Origin of the sequence: Rhodoblastus sphagnicola, assembly GCF_002937075.1 — a bacterium.
Classification (GTDB): Bacteria; Pseudomonadota; Alphaproteobacteria; order Rhizobiales; family Beijerinckiaceae; genus Rhodoblastus; species Rhodoblastus sphagnicola.
In genome coordinates this window covers 40,690-56,863 of the sequence record NZ_NHSJ01000134.1, presented here as the reverse complement: position 1 = coordinate 56,863, position 16,174 = coordinate 40,690, and the positions used below count along the sequence as shown (strand labels likewise).

The window sequence follows — 16,174 nt, the reverse complement described above, 5'->3', positions numbered from 1 at the left end:
TTACCATTGAGAGGCCATCTCATGGGTGAAAAGTCGCATCTCGAAGGCAAGGCCTCCGACCCCAATACAAGCGAAGGCCGGTCAGTGTCACTGAGCCTGGCGGCATTCATTTCAATCACATCGTTCCTTATTTCCATTTTTACTTTCTACGCGACGTCGATCAGGCGCGTGGACGCGTTATACGTCTCTCAAGACGGCCTTGGAAAATACAGTTCAAAAAAGCCAAGCGGAATTAAGATATCTACGCATAACTTCTCTCATCTCAGCTTTGCGAATGTGGGCAATAGAAACTTGCTCTTGGAACACGCCACATTGGTCGTGTTTCAGCCAGGATCGACGGAATATGACGATTATTTTCTGAGGGAATATACACAGGCGTCCGGGGATTCCTCGACAAACCGCTTCGACAATAGCCACTGTGTTGGCGACATGTCGGCGATCAGCCTTAATGTCGCATCGTCTGAAGTCAAGTCGGGCGACATTGCCGTCCGGGATCTCGACTTCAGTTTCGGAACTGATGTTGGAACAAGCAGAATTCCACAGGTCGCGCCGTCGAACGAAGGCGAAGACGGCAAACGGCACGCCATCGCCACAATATTCCTCACGGACGAGAACAAATCGCAACCGACGCAGCGGTTCGTCTATTGCATATCCGTCGTGTTGCGCAACGCCGACGGCAAGCGTTTCTCGGTGTCTCGGCCCTTGTGGTCCGCTGAGCTTGTTCCGAAGGCGGGAAACGCCGACGACCTTACGGACGGTCCCTTCAAATGGCTCGACGGTCTCGACGAGAAGGTGTTCGACCAGAAGGGTTGGAGATTGTTGGATTGATCGAAAGGCGATATTCCAGCGCCTCAAATCGCCCCTGATAGACGGCGTCTATCATTCGTTAAGAAGAATTCATTTGCGCTGAGCGAACCTTCCCGCTTCAATCCTGTTCAATCTGCAAAACAAACAAAAATGCAGGAAAACAGGGATGGAACAACCGATAGCTTGGGAGGAATCCCTCGCGCGCGACCTTATTTCGGACAAGGCTGAGCTCGAAGGACCGCTGCTGCCGATCCTGCACGCCTTGCAGGAGCGGTTTGGCTATGTCGATCCGCGCGCGGTCGGCCTTATCGCCAGCGCGCTGAACGTTTCGCGGGCCGAAGTTTTTGGAACCTTGAGTTTCTACAAGGATTTCAAGAAGCAGAAGCCGCTGGGGCGCACCATAAAGCTCTGCCTTGCCGAGGCCTGCCAGGCGCGGGGCGCGAACGCGCTGGCGGCGCGGTTCGAACAGGCCTCCGGGTGCCGCATCGACGGCGGTTTTTCCGGCGGCGTCGAGATCGAAACCGTCTATTGCCTCGGCAATTGCGCGCTGGGTCCGAACGCCCTCTATGACGGCGAGATTTTCGGCGCGCTCACCGACGAAGCCCTCGCCGCGCTGCACGCCCGCGCCGCCCGCGACGGAGTCGCGCGATGACGGCGCTGACGGTCTATATTCCCATCGACGCCGCCGCGCTGTCGCTCGGGGCGGAGCGCGTCGTCGCGGCGTTCCGGCGCGAGGCCGAAGCCCGCGGCGTCACGCTCGACATCAGGCGCAACGGCTCGCATGGCATGTTCTGGCTGGAGCCGCTGGTCGAGGTCGAGACGCTGCAAGGCCGCATCGGTTTCGGGCCGGTCAGGCCGGAGGACGTCGCCTCGCTGTTCGACAGCGGCGCGCTCGCCAGCGGCGACCATCCGTTAAAACGCGGCCACGTCGCCGATATGATCTGGATGCGGCGCCAGCAGCGGCTGTCGTTCGCCCGCGTCGGCGTGCTGGACCCGCTTTCGCTCGAGGATTACGTCGCCAATGGCGGGCTCAAGGGCCTGCAAAACGCGCTGGCGATGTCGCCGGCGGACGTGGTCGAGCAAGTGCGCGCCTCCGGCCTGCGCGGGCGCGGCGGCGCCGGTTTTCCCACCGGCGTCAAATGGAAGACGGTTCACGATGCGCAAGCCGACCGCAAATATGTGATCTGCAACGCCGACGAGGGCGACAGCGGCACTTTTGCGGATCGTATGATTTTCGAGGGCGACCCGTTCATGCTGATCGAGGGCATGGCGATCGGCGCCTATGCCGTCGGCGCGGAAAAAGGTTTTATCTATCTGCGCTCGGAATATCCCCATGCCGCCCAAACCATGGCGCGCGCGCTTGAACTGGCGGAACGGGCCGGCTGGATCGGCGCCAACGCCTTCGGTCCCGGCAAACATTTTCATCTCGAACAGCGCATCGGCGCCGGCGCCTATATCTGCGGCGAGGAAACCGCGCTGATCGAAAGTCTGGAGGGCAAGCGGGCGCTGGTGCGGGCCAAGCCGCCCATTCCCGCGCTGCACGGCCTGTTCGGCCGTCCCACGCTGGTCAATAATGTGCTGTCCTTCGCCGCCGTCCCCTTCATCCTCGCCGAGGGCGGGCAGGCCTATGCCGATTTCGGTTCCGGCAAGTCGCGCGGCACCCTGCCCGTGCAGCTTGGCGGCAATGTTTTACGCGGTGGGCTCATTGAACTCGCCTTTGGCATCAGCTTGCGCGAGATCGTCGAGGGATTTGGCGGCGGCACGGCGTCGGGACGGCCGATCCGCGCGGTGCAGATCGGCGGGCCGCTTGGCGCCTATATCACCGAAAAGCAGCTCGATCTCGAAATGGATTACGAAGTGCTGGCGGCCAATGGCGCCATGCTCGGCCATGGCGGCATCGTCGTGTTCGACGATACCGTGGACATGGCGAAAATGGCCAAATTCGCCATGCGGTTCGGCGCCGAGGAAAGCTGCGGCAAGTGCACGCCCTGCCGCATCGGCGCGACGCGCGGCGAGGAAGTGGTCGAAAAAATCATCAAGGGCGAGCGCGTCGAGCAGAACATCGCGTTGCTGCGCGACCTCTGCGACGTGATGGCGGCGGGCTCGCTATGCGCCCATGGCGGTCTGGTTCCCAGTCCGGTGCTGTCGGCGCTCAATCGTTTCCCCGAGGATTTCGTTCCGGCCGCGCGGAAAACCGCCGCCGAATAGGAGCGCGAAAAATGTCGCTGATCGAGGAACTGGATACCGGCACGCCGATCCGTTTTTCCCCCGAGACCGTCACCCTCACCATTGACGGCGAAAGGGTCGCCGCGCCCAAGGGAACGTCGGTGATGGCGGCGGCCGCGCTGCGGGGCGTGAAGATTCCAAAGCTGTGCGCCACGGATTCGCTCGAAGCGTTTGGCTCCTGCCGCATGTGCCTCGTCGAGATCGACGGCATGCGCGGGACGCCGGCCTCCTGCACCACGCCCGCCGCCGACGGCATGGTGGTGCGCACCCAGACGGAAAGACTGGCGAAACTGCGACGCGGGGTGATGGAGCTTTACATCTCCGACCATCCGCTCGACTGCCTGACTTGCGCGGCCAATGGAAACTGCGAGCTTCAGGATGCGGCGGGCGAGGTCGGGTTGCGCGAAATGCGTTATGGCGACGGCGCCAACCATTTGAAAGACAACAAGGACGAGTCCAACCCCTATTTCACTTACGATCCGTCAAAGTGCATCGTGTGCAGCCGCTGCGTGCGGGCGTGCGAGGAGGTGCAGGGCACGTTCGCGCTGACCGTTTCCGGGCGCGGTTTCGACTCGCGCATCGCCTCCGGCCCCACAGATTTTCTTTCCAGCGAATGCGTCTCCTGCGGGGCCTGCGTGCAGGCCTGCCCGACCGCGACGCTGATCGAAAAGAGCGTGATCGCGCAAGGGCAGCCGGAGCATTCCAAGGTGACGACCTGCGCCTATTGCGGCGTCGGCTGCTCGTTCAAGGCGGAGATGCGCGGCGACAAACTGATCCGCATGGTTCCCTTCAAGCAGGGTCAGGCCAACGAGGGCCATAGCTGCGTCAAGGGCCGGTTCGCTTACGGCTATGCGACCCATAGAGACCGCATGACCAAGCCGATGATCCGCGAAAAGATCACCGACCCCTGGCGCGAAGTGTCCTGGGACGAGGCGATTGCTTACACGGCCTCAGAGTTCAAGCGCATCCAGGCCAAATATGGCCGCGAGTCCGTCGGCGCCATTTCGTCGTCGCGCTGCACCAACGAGGAAGTGTTCGTTCTGCAAAAGATGGTGCGCGCGGGTTTGCGCAACAACAACATCGACACCTGCGCCCGCGTCTGCCACTCGCCGACCGGCTACGGCCTGTCGGTCACGCTGGGCGCGTCGGCGGGCACGCAGGATTTCAAGTCGGTTGACGCCGCCGATGTGGTGCTGGTGATCGGCGCCAATCCCACCGACGGCCATCCCGTATTCGGCTCGCGGTTGAAGAAGCGGCTGCGGCAGGGGGCGAAACTGATCGTGGTCGATCCCCGCGCCATCGACCTCGTGCGCTCGCCCCATGTGCAGGCCGCGCATCACCTGCAGATGATGCCGGGAACCAATGTCGCCGTCATCAACGCGCTGGCCCATGTCATCGTCACCGAGGGCTTGCTCAAGGAAGACTACATCGCCGCGCGCTGCGACCGCGAGGCGTTTGAAAGCTGGGCGCGTTTCATCGCGCTGGAGCGGAATTCGCCGGAGGCGATGGAGCGGTTTACCGGCGTGCCCGCGTCCGAGGTTCGGGCGGCGGCGCGGCTTTACGCCGGCGTCAAAAACGCCGCGATCTATTATGGCCTGGGCGTCACCGAGCACAGCCAGGGTTCGACCACGGTGATGGCGCTGGCCAATCTGGCGATGGCGACCGGCAATATCGGCCATGTCGGCGCCGGCGTGAATCCGCTGCGCGGCCAGAACAATGTGCAGGGCTCCTGCGACATGGGCTCGTTCCCGCACGAATTCCCCGGCTATCGCCATGTCTCCGGCGATTCTGTTCGCGGCGCGTTTGAAGCGCGTTGGGGTTTGAAGCTTGACGATGAGCCGGGCCTGCGCATTCCCAACATGTTCGACGAGGCGCTAAGCGGCCATTTCAAGGGCCTGTTCGTCCATGGCGAGGACATCGCCCAGTCCGACCCCAACACCAACCATGTTTCCGCCGCCTTGCGCGCCATCGAATGCGTTGTCGTGCAGGATTTGTTTCTGAACGAGACCGCCAAATTCGCCCATGTGTTCCTGCCGGGCGCGTCGTTCTTGGAAAAGGACGGCACGTTTACCAATGCCGAGCGCAGAATTAATCGCGTGCGAAAAGTTATGGCGCCGCTGTCGGGCAAGGACGAATGGGCGGCGATCTGCGAACTGTCCACCGCGCTCGGCTATCCCATGCGCTACGGCCATCCGGCGGAGATCATGGACGAGATCGCGGCGCTGACGCCCAGTTTTGCCGGCGTGAGCTATCAAAAACTGGAAGAAATGGGTTCGGTGCAATGGCCCTGCAACGAGGCCACGCCAAATGGCACGCCGATGATGCATGTCGAGCGTTTCGTCAATGGCGCGGGCAAATTCATGCTGACCGAATATGTGCCGACCACGGAACGCAGCGGGCCGCGCTTCCCGCTGATCCTGACCACCGGGCGGATACTTTCGCAATATAACGTGGGCGCGCAGACAAGGCGCACCGAAAACACCGCCTGGCATAGCGAGGACGTGCTGGAAATCCATCCGTTCGACGCCGAGCAGCGCGGCATTGTCGATGGCGATCTGGTGTCGGTGGCGTCGCGCGCCGGCGATGTCGCTTTGCGCGCAAAAATCAGCGAGCGGATGCAGCCGGGCGTGGTTTACACCACCTTCCACCATCCCGGCTCCGGCGCCAATGTCGTGACCACCGACAACAGCGATTGGGCGACCAATTGCCCGGAATACAAGGTGACGGCGGTGGAGGCGCGGCGCGCCAACGCGGTGTCGGACTGGCAGCAGCGCAATGCCGAGGAGGATGTTTCGCTGCGGCGGCTGGAGGTGGTGAATGCCGCGCAATGACCTCCCCGCCGCGCGAAACATCACGGCGAAAGTTTTTGAAGCCGGCGGGCTGACTCACGCGGGCGAGCGGGCGGTGGCCGAGGAAATTCCGGTCAGCTTTCTGTTTGGCGGCGTGCCCTATGCGGTGATGATGGCGAGCCCCGGCGACGCCGAGGATTTCGCTTACGGCTTTGCGCTGACCGAGGGGCTGATCGCACGCGCGGACGACATTCGCGGACTCGACGCGCGTGCGCTGGGCCAGGGTGTGGCGCTGGACATTCGCCTCGCGCCGGAGAAGATGCGGGGGTCTCTCGCCCGGCGCCGCGCCATCGAGGGGCGCAGCTCCTGCGGCCTGTGCGGGGTCGAAAGCGCCGACATGCTGCCGCAAGCGCGGCGCGTGGCGGAAGTCGCGCCGGTCGAGGCGCGGGCCGTGTTCGCCGCGCTGCGCCATCTCTGCGCCAGTCAACCGCTCAACGCCGCCACCCGCGCCGTTCACGCCGCCGCCTTTTGCGCGCGCGACGGCGCCATTCTGCTCGCCCGCGAGGATGTCGGCCGCCACAATGCGCTGGACAAGTGCATCGGCGCGGCGCTGCGCGAAAAACGCGACCCGCGCGACGGGTTTATGCTCGTCACCAGCCGCGCCTCGTTTGAAATGGTGGAAAAGACCGCCTTTTTCGGAGCGCCCCTGCTCGCCGCCATTTCCGCGCCGACCAGCCTCGCCATCGAGCGGGCGGAGGCGTTGGGGCTGACGCTGGCGGCCATCGCCCGCGCCGACAGTTTGACGGTTTTCGCGGGCGAACTCGCCGACGCCACCCCGCAGGCGCAAAGGACTCTTTCATGAGCGAAATCGCGCATGACGCGCAAGCCAAGCTTTTGCGCATGGCCGGCCAGATCGCCGACAATTACAACAGTTGCGGCGACAAGGCGCCGGAGGCCATCGCCAGCCATATCAACAAGTTCTGGACCCCGAACATGCGCGAGGGATTTTTGGCGGCGGCGAGCGGATGCACGCTGGAGCCGGCGGCGCTGGAGGCGGCGCGGGCCTTGGTGAAGAGGAGGAAGGCGGATGCGGCGATCTTCCCGTGATTTCCGGCCCGAAGGCGAACCCTCCGGGTTCTTTTTTAGAATTCTTCCAAACAACGCTTTTGGTGTTTGCGGCAAGCGCAATCGCTGGCATTATCATCCGGCCTGGACTTAAACGCTTGACGCTGACGAGGGGCGCGGCCCATGATCTTGTGTTCCTGCAATGTCATTTCCGACCGAGATGTGCATGTGGCGGCAAAACCCTGCGGCGCGCGGGCCAAGCGGCCCAGCGAGGTGTTTTGCAGCCTTGGCCGCGCGCCGAAATGCGGCAAGTGCGTTCGCGCCATTCGCGCCGCGCTCGAGGCCCATTGCGGCGGCGAGGCGAGCCATGCCCGCGAGACCGCCGATCTCCGCGCCTGCGCCTGAGCCATTCTCGCACTTTTTGACGCAACGGCGCCTCTTTTGTCGCCTTGCCCCGATCCCGCCGCCCGATAAGATCGAACCTCCAGACCATTTCAGGAGATCACGCATGCGCGGCGACACCAAAGTCATCGACTATCTGAACAAGGCCCTGCGCAGCGAACTGACGGCGATCAGCCAGTACTGGCTGCACTATCGCATTCTCGACAATTGGGGCTACAAGGATCTCGCCAAGAAATGGCGCAAGGAATCGATCGAGGAAATGGAGCACGCCGACAAGGTGACGGCGCGCATTCTGTTCCTCGAAGGCTTTCCCAACATGCAGGAGCTGAATCCGCTGCGCATCGGCGAGACCATCGAGGAAGTTTTGCGCGCTGACCTTGCGGCGGAACACGATGCCCGCGCGCTCTATCTCGAAGCCGCCGCCTATTGCCTGTCGGTCAACGATCGCGTGACGCAAAACCTGTTCGAACAGCTCACCCATGACGAGGAAGAGCACATCGACTTCCTCGAAACGCAACAGGAGCTGATCAAGCAGGTCGGCGCTCAGCTTTACGCGCAGAAGCATATCGGGGACTTGTCGTAAGGCGCGGGCGGATCAGTCCGCCCGTTCCGCCACCAGATCGATATCGACGCCAACCTGAAACGCCACCCAGGTGTCGATGGCATAATCGCCCTGCCCCACTCCGAAATCGTTTCGCAGCAAATCGGCGTGGCCTTTCGCCCGCGCCGTCTTGCCGGCGAGGTCGAGAGTGAACGGCAGCGCGATCTTTTTCGTCACGCCGCGCAGGGTGAGGTCGCCGGTCGCCACAAACCCTTTTTCCGCGCGCTTGACCTCGGTGGCGGTGAACGTGGCTTGCGGCGTTTTCGCCACGTCGAACCAGTCCTTTTCCGGAAGCGCGCCGTCACGCTGGCGGTCGCCGGTGGCGGCGCTGGCGAGATCGACCGTGACCAGGATTTTCGCGGTCTCGGGATGGTCCGGGTCAAGGGTGATTTGCGCGTCGAAGCGCTGGAAGCGGCCGGTGAATTTTTCTCCCATCTGCGTCCCCGTGAAGGCGAGCGAACTCTTGTCGGCTGTGAGCTTCCATTCGGCGGCGTGCGCGACGCCGGCGAAAACAAACAGCGACAGGACAGCCGCGAGGCCCCTTCTCCCGCAAGGGGAGAAGGGAGAGGCGGCGACGTTCGTGAAAATCGATTTCAAGGCTTGTTTCTCCAAAACGCAATTCCCATCCGCGACAGCGGGACGTCGCCCTTGATCGCGTGGCGCAGCGCCGCCACGACATGGCCGGCGATGACCGCAATGAACACGAAGGCGGCTGTGTCGTGCAGCGCCTTGAGCAGCGGCTCCACCGCCTTCTTGTCTTCAAGCGTCGAAAACCACGGCAGATGCGGCCAGGGAATCGCGCCATAGAGCACGGTGGGGATGTTGAGCGGCGAGGCCGAGACCACGATCCAGCCGGTGAGCGGGACCGCGATCATCAGCACATAAAGAGCCACATGGCCGGCATGGGCCGCCCTTTGCTCCCAGGGTCCGAGCGTGTCGGGCAGCGGCGGCGGGCGATGCAGCGCCCGCCAGACCAGACGCAGGACCAGCAGCGCCAGCACGGTCACGCCGATGCTCTTGTGCAGCTGGAACAGATGGAACATGCGCATCGGCGCCAGCGGCGCGTTCTTCATGTACAAGCCGACGCCCAGCGCCGCAACGACGCCGAGGGCCATCAGCCAATGCAGGGCGATCGCGCCCCCGGAATAGCGTTGCGGCGCGGGATTCATGTCAGTTCGCGGCCTCGAACGCGGCGTGAATGGTGAGGGTCACGTCATCGCCGATGTAAGGCGCATATTTGGAGACGCCGAACTCGGTGCGCTTGATCACGCCGGTCGCGTCGAAACCGACCGTGTAGATCTTCTTCATCGGATTGAGGCCGGCTCCGACGAATTTCGCGTGCAGGGTCAAGGGCTTGGTCACGCCGTGCAGGGTCAGTTCGCCGGCGATGTCGGCGGTGTCGGCGCCGGTCTGCGTCACCTTTTTGGAGGCGAAGGTCGCCTTGGGGAATTTGGCGGAATCGAGCCATTCGGGATCGCGCAATTCGCCGGTCAGCTTGTCCACCGGGGTGAGAACGGTCTGGGTCGCCACCGCCACCTCAAGCTGCGTGTCGGCGAGCTTGGCCGGGTTGAGCTTCAGCGTTCCTTCCGCGCCGGCGATGACGCCGGAAAAGTTCGACAGGCCGAAATGCGACACGCCGAACAGGATTTCGGTGTGGGGCGAGTCGATCTTGTAGGCGCCCGCCGTGACGGTTTTGGGATCGGCCGCCTGGGCCAGGACTGGCGTGCTGGCGAGCAGGGCGGCGGTGAAAAGCGCGTGAGAAAGTTTCATGTCGTTTCCCTTGTGTGGCGCGGCGCTTGGCGGCCCGCCTTGTGAAATACTTTGACTTCCATGCTGCCCGGCCAAGGCCGAGCCAAACCAGCTTGGCTTGTCGGATGGAAATCTGCCCCCTTGCCGCCCCTCTGTCCAGCCGTTAGTTCTAGATAAGTTCCATCTGGATTTTAGATAGATCATGCACGACGGCTTCTCCCTCGATCAGATCCGCACCTTTATCGCCGCGGCGGAGGAAGGCTCGTTTTCCGCCGCCGCCAGGAAACTCGGCCGCGCGCAATCGGCGGTGAGCGATCTGATCAAGCGGCTGGAGGCGCAAACCGGCGTCACCCTGTTCGACCGCTCCACCCGTTCGCCGACGCTGACGCCGGAAGGCAAACTGCTGCTCGCCGACGCCCACATCCTCGGCGCCGCCGCCAACAAGCTGAATTTTCGCGCCCATGGCATGAAAAAGGGGGTGGAGCCCGAGCTTTGCGCGGTGATGGACGTCTATTATCCCGTTCAGGCCATGGCCGAGGCCGCCGGGGATTTCCGCGAAAAGTTTCCGGTGACGCCGCTGCGGCTCTATGTCGAGGTTTTGGGCGGGGCGTTGCAGCCGGTGCTCGACGGCCGCGCCAGTTTCGCCGTGGTCGGCGGCCCCACGCCGATTCCGTGCGACTGCGCCGGCGAGCCGCTGCAAAGCGTCGAGATTGTCATGGTGGCGGCGGCCAGCCACCCGCTCGCCCGCATTGAAGGACCGATTTCGCGCGAAAACCTCGCCGACCATGTCCAGCTTGTGCTCACCGAACGCGCCTCCACGCTGGGGCGCGACTCTTCCGGGCGCGAATATGGCGTGCTGTCGCCCGCCACCTGGCGGCTCGCCGACCTCTACGCCAAGCACGCCTTCCTGCTGAGCGGGCTCGGCTGGGGCTCGATGCCGCGCCATGCCGTCCAACGCGAAATCGACGAGGGGCGCCTGAAAGTCCTGACCCTCCGCGATGCGCCGGTCACCGGCTACAGCGTGGCCATGACGGCGGCCTATCGCGCCGCCTCGCCGCCCGGCCCGGCCGGACGCTGGCTGATCGAGCGGCTGCGCGCCGATCTGCCGCGCGTCCGCTCGTTTTGAAAAATTCTAAACTGCGCGCATTCGTTTGCGGCGCCGCAACAGCGCTGACATGGTTGGCCGGTTGTCACAGGAATCGAACATGCTCGGCGCGCTCATCATCGTCTTTCGCGAAGTCATCGAGGCCGGACTCATCGTCGGCATTGTGCTGGCAGTCACCCGAGATGTGCCGCGCCGGGGCTATTATGTCGCCGGAGGAGTCGCCGCCGGCGTGCTCGGCGCCTGCCTGCTGGCGGTTTTCGCCGGCGAACTTTCCAACGCGCTGGAGGGCGTGGGCCAGGAGGCGTTCAACGCCTCCGTGCTGATCGTCGCCGCCTGCATGCTGGCCTGGCACAACATCTGGATGGCCAGCCACGGTCGGGCAATGGCGTCGGACCTGCGCGGCGTCGGTCTTGAGGTGGCGGAAGGGGCCAAGGATTTGACCGCGCTGGCCATTGTCGTGGCCGTGGCCGTGCTGCGCGAGGGCTCGGAAGTGGTGCTGTTCCTCTATGGCGTCGCCGCCTCCGGCAAGGAGACGGTTGTCTCCATGCTGGCGGGCGGCGCCGGCGGCCTGGCGCTGGGCGCGGCGCTTTCGGCGTTGATGTTCCACGGGCTGGTGAAGATTCCCGCGAAAACCCTGTTCGGCGTCACCACGGGGCTGATCACCTTTCTGGCCGCCGGCATGGCCGCGCAGAGCGTGGTCTATCTGCAACAGGCCGGCCTGGTGAATGTTTGGGCGCGCACGGTCTGGAACACGGCGTGGCTGCTGCCCGACGACAGCATTTTCGGGCGCGTGCTGCACGTGCTGTTCGGCTATGTCGACCAGCCCTCGGGCATGCAGCTCGCGGTCTATCTGGTCGCGCTGTCGGGCATATTCCTGGCCACCCGCGCCGCCGCGCCAAAAACGCCGCAGGCCCGGACGGTTTGAAACAGCGCCGCGGCGCCGGGACAATAGCACGCAAGGCCAGCGCAACCTTCCCCGCCTAGGCTGCGCCGTTCGTTCGGAAATCGGCTGGTTCGGAGGCGGAATTGATCTTTACATTCTGGCGCAACATGAGCGCGCGCGTCAAAATCATCGCCGCCTTTTCCGGCCTGCTGGCGGTTGTCGCCGCCCTCGGCGTCGTGTCGCTGATCCAGATATCGCAAATGGAGGCGACCTCCGCCATCACCCGCGACATTCGACTGCCCTCGGTGTACCGCGTGTCCATGCTGCGCGGCTCGATCAACGCCTATCGCCTGGCCGAGGCCAATGGCCTGCTGGCCATCTCCGCCAATTTCGGGGCCGAAAACGTCGATGACATCATGGCCGAGGCCGCCGCCAAGGTGGACAAGGCGTTCGAAGCGTACAAGCCGCTGATCGAACAGGGGACCGAGGACGAGAGGCTGATGGGCGAATTCATCAAGGCCTGGCCGGCCTTTCGCCAATCGGCGCTGGACACCCAGGACATCGCCCGCAGCGGCAACATGACCGGCGCCATGAACGCCTTCAACAATGGCGACGCCACCGAGCGCGACAAACTGGTCAAGATCATCGCCAAGGATCTCGATTACAACATTGCGGCGGCGGCGCGGGAAGGCGCCGCCGAGCTGGAGATCGCAAGCTTCAGCAAGAAGATCGTGGCCGCCGGCATGGCGGTCAGCGTGGCCTTGTCCATGGCCGTGGGCGCCGCCCTGCTGTTTGGTCTGCTCGCGCCCCTGCGCGGCGCGGTCGGCGCGCTGGAACGCCTCGCCGATGGCGACGCCAGCGTCGAAGTGGGCGGCGCCGAGCGGGGCGACGAAATCGGCGCGCTGGCGCGAACTCTACAGATTTTCAGAGCCAATCTGCTGCGCGGCAAGGAGCTGGAGCGGGAGGCGGCGGCATCGCAGGCCAATCAGGAGGCGCAACGCCGCGCCCTTTCCGCGCAACTCGCGCAAAAATTCGAGGCGTCGATCAGCGGCATTGTCGGCGGCGTGTCGCGCGCGGCCGACGAATTCCAGAACACCGCCCGACTCATGAGCGCTTCCGCCGCCGAAGCGGAGACGCAGGCCGCCGCCGTCGTCGCGGCCTCGGAAGCCTCGTCGGGCAATATCGGCTCGGTCGCCTCGGCCACCGAGCAATTGTCCTATTCCGTCAAGGAGATCGACGAACAGGTGCGCCAATCCCAGGACATCGCGCGGGAGTCCGCCGAGCAGGCCGAACGCACGGACGTGCGGATGCGCGAACTCAGCGCCGCAGCAGACAAGATCGGCGGCATCGTCAGCCTGATTTCCGAAATAGCCGGGCAAACCAACATGCTGGCGCTCAACGCCACCATCGAGGCCGCGCGCGCCGGAGAAGCCGGACGCGGCTTCGCCGTGGTGGCGCAGGAGGTGAAGGGCCTCGCCGAGCAGACGGCGCGCTCCACCGCCGAGATCGGGGCGCAGATCACCGACATCCAGGCCACCAGCGCGCGCGCGGCCGAAAACCTCTCGGCGGTGGTGCGCGCCACCGAAAAGGCCTCGGCGATCGCCCAGTCCATCGCCGTCTCCGTCAGCCAGCAGGGCGAGGCGACGCGGGAAATCTCCGCCAATGTGCAGGAAGCCTCGACCGGCGCTCGGCAGGTGGCCGACAATATCGGCGGCGTGTTGCAGGCGACGCGGGAGTCCTCCAGCGCCTCGAACCAGATCCTCACCTCCGCCGCCGAACTGGCGCGCCAGGCCGGATTTATGCGCGCGGAGGTCGACGCGTTCCTGCAATCGATCCGGGCGGCGTAACGGCTCACACGTCGCGCCGCATCAATTCGATCTTCGGGCAGCGGTCCATCACCACGACCATCCCGGCCGCGCGCGCCCGCGCCGCCGCCGCCTCGTCGATCACGCCCAATTGCAGCCAGAGCGCGCGCGCGCCAAGCGCGATGGCCTCCTCGGCGATGACCGCGACCGCTTCCGGGCGGCGGAACACATCGACCATGTCGATTCTTTCTCCGTCCAGCTCGCTCAGGCTGGCGCGGACGCGCTCGCCCAGCAGGATTTGCCCGGCCAGACCGGGATTGACGGGAATCACGCGGTAGCCGCGATGCTGCAAGAAAGCCATCACGTCATGGCTCGGCCGCTCCGGCCGCGCGCTGGCGCCAACCAGGGCGATGGTCTTGGTCTCGCGTAAAAGCGCGCCGATTTCGTCGATCATGGCCCCGCCCTCATCGGGAGAACCAGAAGAAGCTCTGGATCAGCGCGATGACGATCGCAGCCGTCAGCAGCACGGCGCCGACGCGCGGCAGCACAGCGCCCGCCCGTCCCCCAATCACGCGCGGCAGCAGATACATCACCAGCGCGAGCAGAGCCAGCGCCTGCATGGTCAGATCGAGATCCGGCATGGATATTCCATTCAATTTCGCCTCCATTATCGCGCGAAACCGCGCGGGCGCAATCCCAGGGGGGCGCGGATCACGTTCCCGAATTCCTCCCACGGGCCTTGCATCAAACTCCAGACCCAATGCGTGGCGGCTCTGGGAACGCGTCAATCCGCCGCCCGCGATAAAAAATTCGCTTCCGTTGTCCGCCTTGCTTAAAAGGGGCTATCCTCCCCTCCTCTGAAAAAACCATGCCGTTCGATCCGATCAAACTCGAAGGCGCGCCCAAGGGACCGCCGCCTGCGAAACTCTGGCCCTTCGTCTGGCACTTCGTGCGCCAGATCAAGGGTTTGCTGCTTGTCCTGCTGGTGCTGGAGGCTTGCGTCGCCGCCGGACAGGCGAGCATTCCCGTGATGATCGGCTGGCTGATCAACGACATCAACGCCTCCGCCGCGACCCGCGACGTGCTGTCCCACCCCTGGCTGTGGAGCGTCGCCGCGCCGATCCTGGTCGGCTGGGGCGGCTGCATGATCGCGATGTGGTTCATCTACGACCATTATTACACGCCGCGCTTCAACAACCTGATTCGCTACCAGCTCGCCCGCTATACGCTCGGCCATTCCATGGCCTATTTCGCCCATGAGTTCGCCGGCCGCATCGCCAACAAGGTGATCGAGGGCGGCGGCGCATTGCGCGACCCCCTGCGCAGCGTGATGAGCGCGCTGTGGTATTGCGGCTTCTTCTCCGTCGCGACCGTCGGGACCATGATCCATTTCGACCTGTGGCTGGCGGCGCCGGTGGTGGTCTGGCTCACGCTCTACATCGGCTCCCTGTTTTATTTCCTGCCGCGCGCGCGAAAACTGCAACTGGCGCATAATCGCGATCACACGCGGCTGGTCGGCCATGTCAACGACGTCTACGCCAACATCGGCATTGTCAAACTGTTCGCCCGCGAGACCGAGGAGACGGCCGCCAATCTGGCCGAACTGGAGGCGCATGGCGCGAGTTATCGGCGGGCGCTGGACGTGATCTGGCGCATGGGCGCCTGCCACACGGTGATGAATGTCGCCCTGCTGCTCGCCACGCCGGCGCTGGCGCTGGCGCACTGGCAGGAGGGGCGCATTTCCTCCGGCGTGGCGGTGATGGTGATCCCCATGGTCTGGCAACTGGTCAACATGTCCGGCTGGATTCGCCATGAATCGACCGCCGTGTTCGATACGCTGGCGCGGGTCGAGGAGTGCATGGAGACCATCGCCCGGCCCTGGTCGGTAGTGGATCGCCCGGACGCCAGGGATTTGACGGTGAAGCCGGGCGGCGGAGCGGTGGAGTTCCGCGACATCGCCTTCGATTACGGCGGCGCGCGGGTGGTCGAGCATCTGAATCTGGTCATCCCCGCCGGACAAAGAGTCGGGCTGATCGGCCGCAGCGGCGCGGGCAAGAGCACGCTGGTCAACCTGCTGCTGCGCTTCTACGATCTCAAGGGCGGCGAAATCCTGATCGACGGCCAGGATATCGCCGGCGTGACGCAACGGAGTCTGCGCCGCCACATCGCCGTGGTGACGCAGGACAACAGCCTGCTCCACCGCACCATCGCCGAGAACATCGGCTACGGCCGCCCCGACGCCTCGCGCGATGAGCTGCGCGAGGCGGCGCGACGCGCCCATGCCGAAGCTTTCATCGAGACGCTGTCGGATCAGAACGGCGCGCGCGGGTTTTCGGCGCAGGTGGGCGAGCGCGGGGTCAAGCTTTCGGGCGGGCAGCGCCAGCGCGTCGCCATCGCGCGGGTGATTCTGGAGGACGCGCCGATCCTGGTGCTGGACGAGGCCACCAGCGCGCTGGACAGCGAGGTCGAAGCGGCCATCCAGCAGGAGATGATGGAACTGATGCGCGGTCGCACCACACTGGCCATCGCGCACCGGCTCTCGACCATCGCGCATCTCGACCGCCTTGTCGTGCTGGACAAGGGCCGGATCGTGGAGGACGGCGCCCACGCCGACCTGCTGGCGCGCGACGGGCTTTACGCGCAATTATGGAAGCGCCAGAGCGGCGGGTTTTTGGGCGATTGATCCTCAACTCTTCGGCCAGGGTCGGACCATGGCCTTCTTGCGAGAGCGAGAAGGGAGAG

General features: G+C 64.5%; 17 protein-coding genes. 12 read left to right on the top strand and 5 right to left on the bottom strand.

Going from position 1 to position 16,174, the window contains the following annotated elements:
* The first annotated feature begins 21 nt into the window (after positions 1 to 21).
* From CCR94_RS22385 to bfr, 8 genes are all read left to right on the top strand, one after another.
* Entirely contained in the window at positions 22 to 828 is an 807-nt protein-coding gene (locus CCR94_RS22385; RefSeq protein WP_146090155.1) for a hypothetical protein, read from the top strand.
* Between the two features lie 145 nt (positions 829 to 973).
* Positions 974 to 1,459, top strand: coding sequence for an NAD(P)H-dependent oxidoreductase subunit E (locus CCR94_RS22380; protein WP_104510498.1), 486 nt, complete (start codon positions 974 to 976; stop codon positions 1,457 to 1,459).
* Positions 1,456 to 3,015, top strand: coding sequence for a formate dehydrogenase beta subunit (locus CCR94_RS22375; protein ID WP_104510497.1), 1,560 nt, complete (start codon positions 1,456 to 1,458; stop codon positions 3,013 to 3,015). The genes CCR94_RS22380 and CCR94_RS22375 overlap by 4 nt, the downstream gene beginning before the upstream one ends.
* 11 nt (positions 3,016 to 3,026) lie before the next feature.
* Entirely contained in the window at positions 3,027 to 5,864 is a 2,838-nt protein-coding gene (fdhF, locus tag CCR94_RS22370; protein WP_104510496.1) for a formate dehydrogenase subunit alpha, read from the top strand.
* On the top strand, positions 5,851 to 6,684 hold the full coding sequence (gene fdhD / locus CCR94_RS22365) for a formate dehydrogenase accessory sulfurtransferase FdhD (RefSeq protein WP_104510495.1): 834 nt from the start codon (positions 5,851 to 5,853) through the stop codon (positions 6,682 to 6,684). The genes fdhF and fdhD overlap by 14 nt, the downstream gene beginning before the upstream one ends.
* Entirely contained in the window at positions 6,681 to 6,929 is a 249-nt protein-coding gene (locus CCR94_RS22360; RefSeq protein WP_104510494.1) for a formate dehydrogenase subunit delta, read from the top strand. The genes fdhD and CCR94_RS22360 overlap by 4 nt, the downstream gene beginning before the upstream one ends.
* A 141-nt stretch (positions 6,930 to 7,070) precedes the next feature.
* Complete coding sequence (locus CCR94_RS22355; protein WP_104510493.1) at positions 7,071 to 7,292, top strand: (2Fe-2S)-binding protein; 222 nt, start codon at positions 7,071 to 7,073, stop codon at positions 7,290 to 7,292.
* 103 nt (positions 7,293 to 7,395) lie between these two features.
* Complete coding sequence (bfr, locus tag CCR94_RS22350) at positions 7,396 to 7,872, top strand: bacterioferritin (protein ID WP_104510492.1); 477 nt, start codon at positions 7,396 to 7,398, stop codon at positions 7,870 to 7,872.
* A 12-nt stretch (positions 7,873 to 7,884) separates the two neighbouring features.
* Here bfr and CCR94_RS22345 read toward each other — a convergent pair whose 3' ends face one another.
* The 3 genes from CCR94_RS22345 to CCR94_RS22335 are packed head-to-tail and all read right to left on the bottom strand — an operon-like array spanning position 7,885 to position 9,660.
* Positions 7,885 to 8,487: a YceI family protein gene (locus CCR94_RS22345; RefSeq protein WP_244594183.1), complete on the bottom strand. Its 603-nt coding sequence runs from the start codon at positions 8,485 to 8,487 to the stop codon at positions 7,885 to 7,887.
* A complete protein-coding gene (locus CCR94_RS22340; RefSeq protein WP_104510491.1) occupies positions 8,484 to 9,059 on the bottom strand; it encodes a cytochrome b in 576 nt (191 codons plus the stop codon). Before CCR94_RS22340 ends, CCR94_RS22345 begins: the two co-directional genes overlap by 4 nt.
* 1 nt (position 9,060) lies before the next feature.
* Positions 9,061 to 9,660, bottom strand: a complete 600-nt coding sequence (locus tag CCR94_RS22335; RefSeq protein ID WP_104510490.1) for a YceI family protein — start codon at positions 9,658 to 9,660, stop codon at positions 9,061 to 9,063.
* A 181-nt stretch (positions 9,661 to 9,841) separates the two neighbouring features.
* On the opposite strand from CCR94_RS22335, the gene CCR94_RS22330 reads away from it, so the two are divergent.
* The 3 genes from CCR94_RS22330 to CCR94_RS22320 all read left to right on the top strand — a co-directional run bounded on the left by CCR94_RS22330 (position 9,842) and on the right by CCR94_RS22320 (position 13,474).
* The gene (locus tag CCR94_RS22330; protein ID WP_104510489.1) at positions 9,842 to 10,765 is read left to right on the top strand and encodes a LysR family transcriptional regulator; all 924 of its coding nucleotides are present in this window, start codon (positions 9,842 to 9,844) and stop codon (positions 10,763 to 10,765) included.
* Between the two features lie 79 nt (positions 10,766 to 10,844).
* Positions 10,845 to 11,669, top strand: a complete 825-nt coding sequence (locus tag CCR94_RS22325) for an FTR1 family iron permease (protein WP_104510606.1) — start codon at positions 10,845 to 10,847, stop codon at positions 11,667 to 11,669.
* 101 nt (positions 11,670 to 11,770) lie between these two features.
* Positions 11,771 to 13,474 (top strand): methyl-accepting chemotaxis protein, encoded by a 1,704-nt coding sequence (locus CCR94_RS22320; RefSeq protein WP_146090154.1) that lies wholly within the window; start codon positions 11,771 to 11,773, stop codon positions 13,472 to 13,474.
* A 4-nt stretch (positions 13,475 to 13,478) separates the two neighbouring features.
* Here CCR94_RS22320 and CCR94_RS22315 read toward each other — a convergent pair whose 3' ends face one another.
* Both CCR94_RS22315 and CCR94_RS25345 read right to left on the bottom strand, forming a co-directional pair.
* Positions 13,479 to 13,886, bottom strand: coding sequence for a CoA-binding protein (locus CCR94_RS22315; RefSeq protein WP_104510487.1), 408 nt, complete (start codon positions 13,884 to 13,886; stop codon positions 13,479 to 13,481).
* Positions 13,887 to 13,896: 10 nt separating this feature from the next.
* The gene (locus CCR94_RS25345) at positions 13,897 to 14,073 is read right to left on the bottom strand and encodes a hypothetical protein (protein ID WP_158254880.1); all 177 of its coding nucleotides are present in this window, start codon (positions 14,071 to 14,073) and stop codon (positions 13,897 to 13,899) included.
* A 227-nt stretch (positions 14,074 to 14,300) separates the two neighbouring features.
* On the opposite strand from CCR94_RS25345, the gene CCR94_RS22305 reads away from it, so the two are divergent.
* A complete protein-coding gene (locus CCR94_RS22305) occupies positions 14,301 to 16,115 on the top strand; it encodes an ABC transporter ATP-binding protein (protein WP_104510485.1) in 1,815 nt (604 codons plus the stop codon).
* The last annotated feature ends 59 nt before the right edge of the window (positions 16,116 to 16,174 follow it).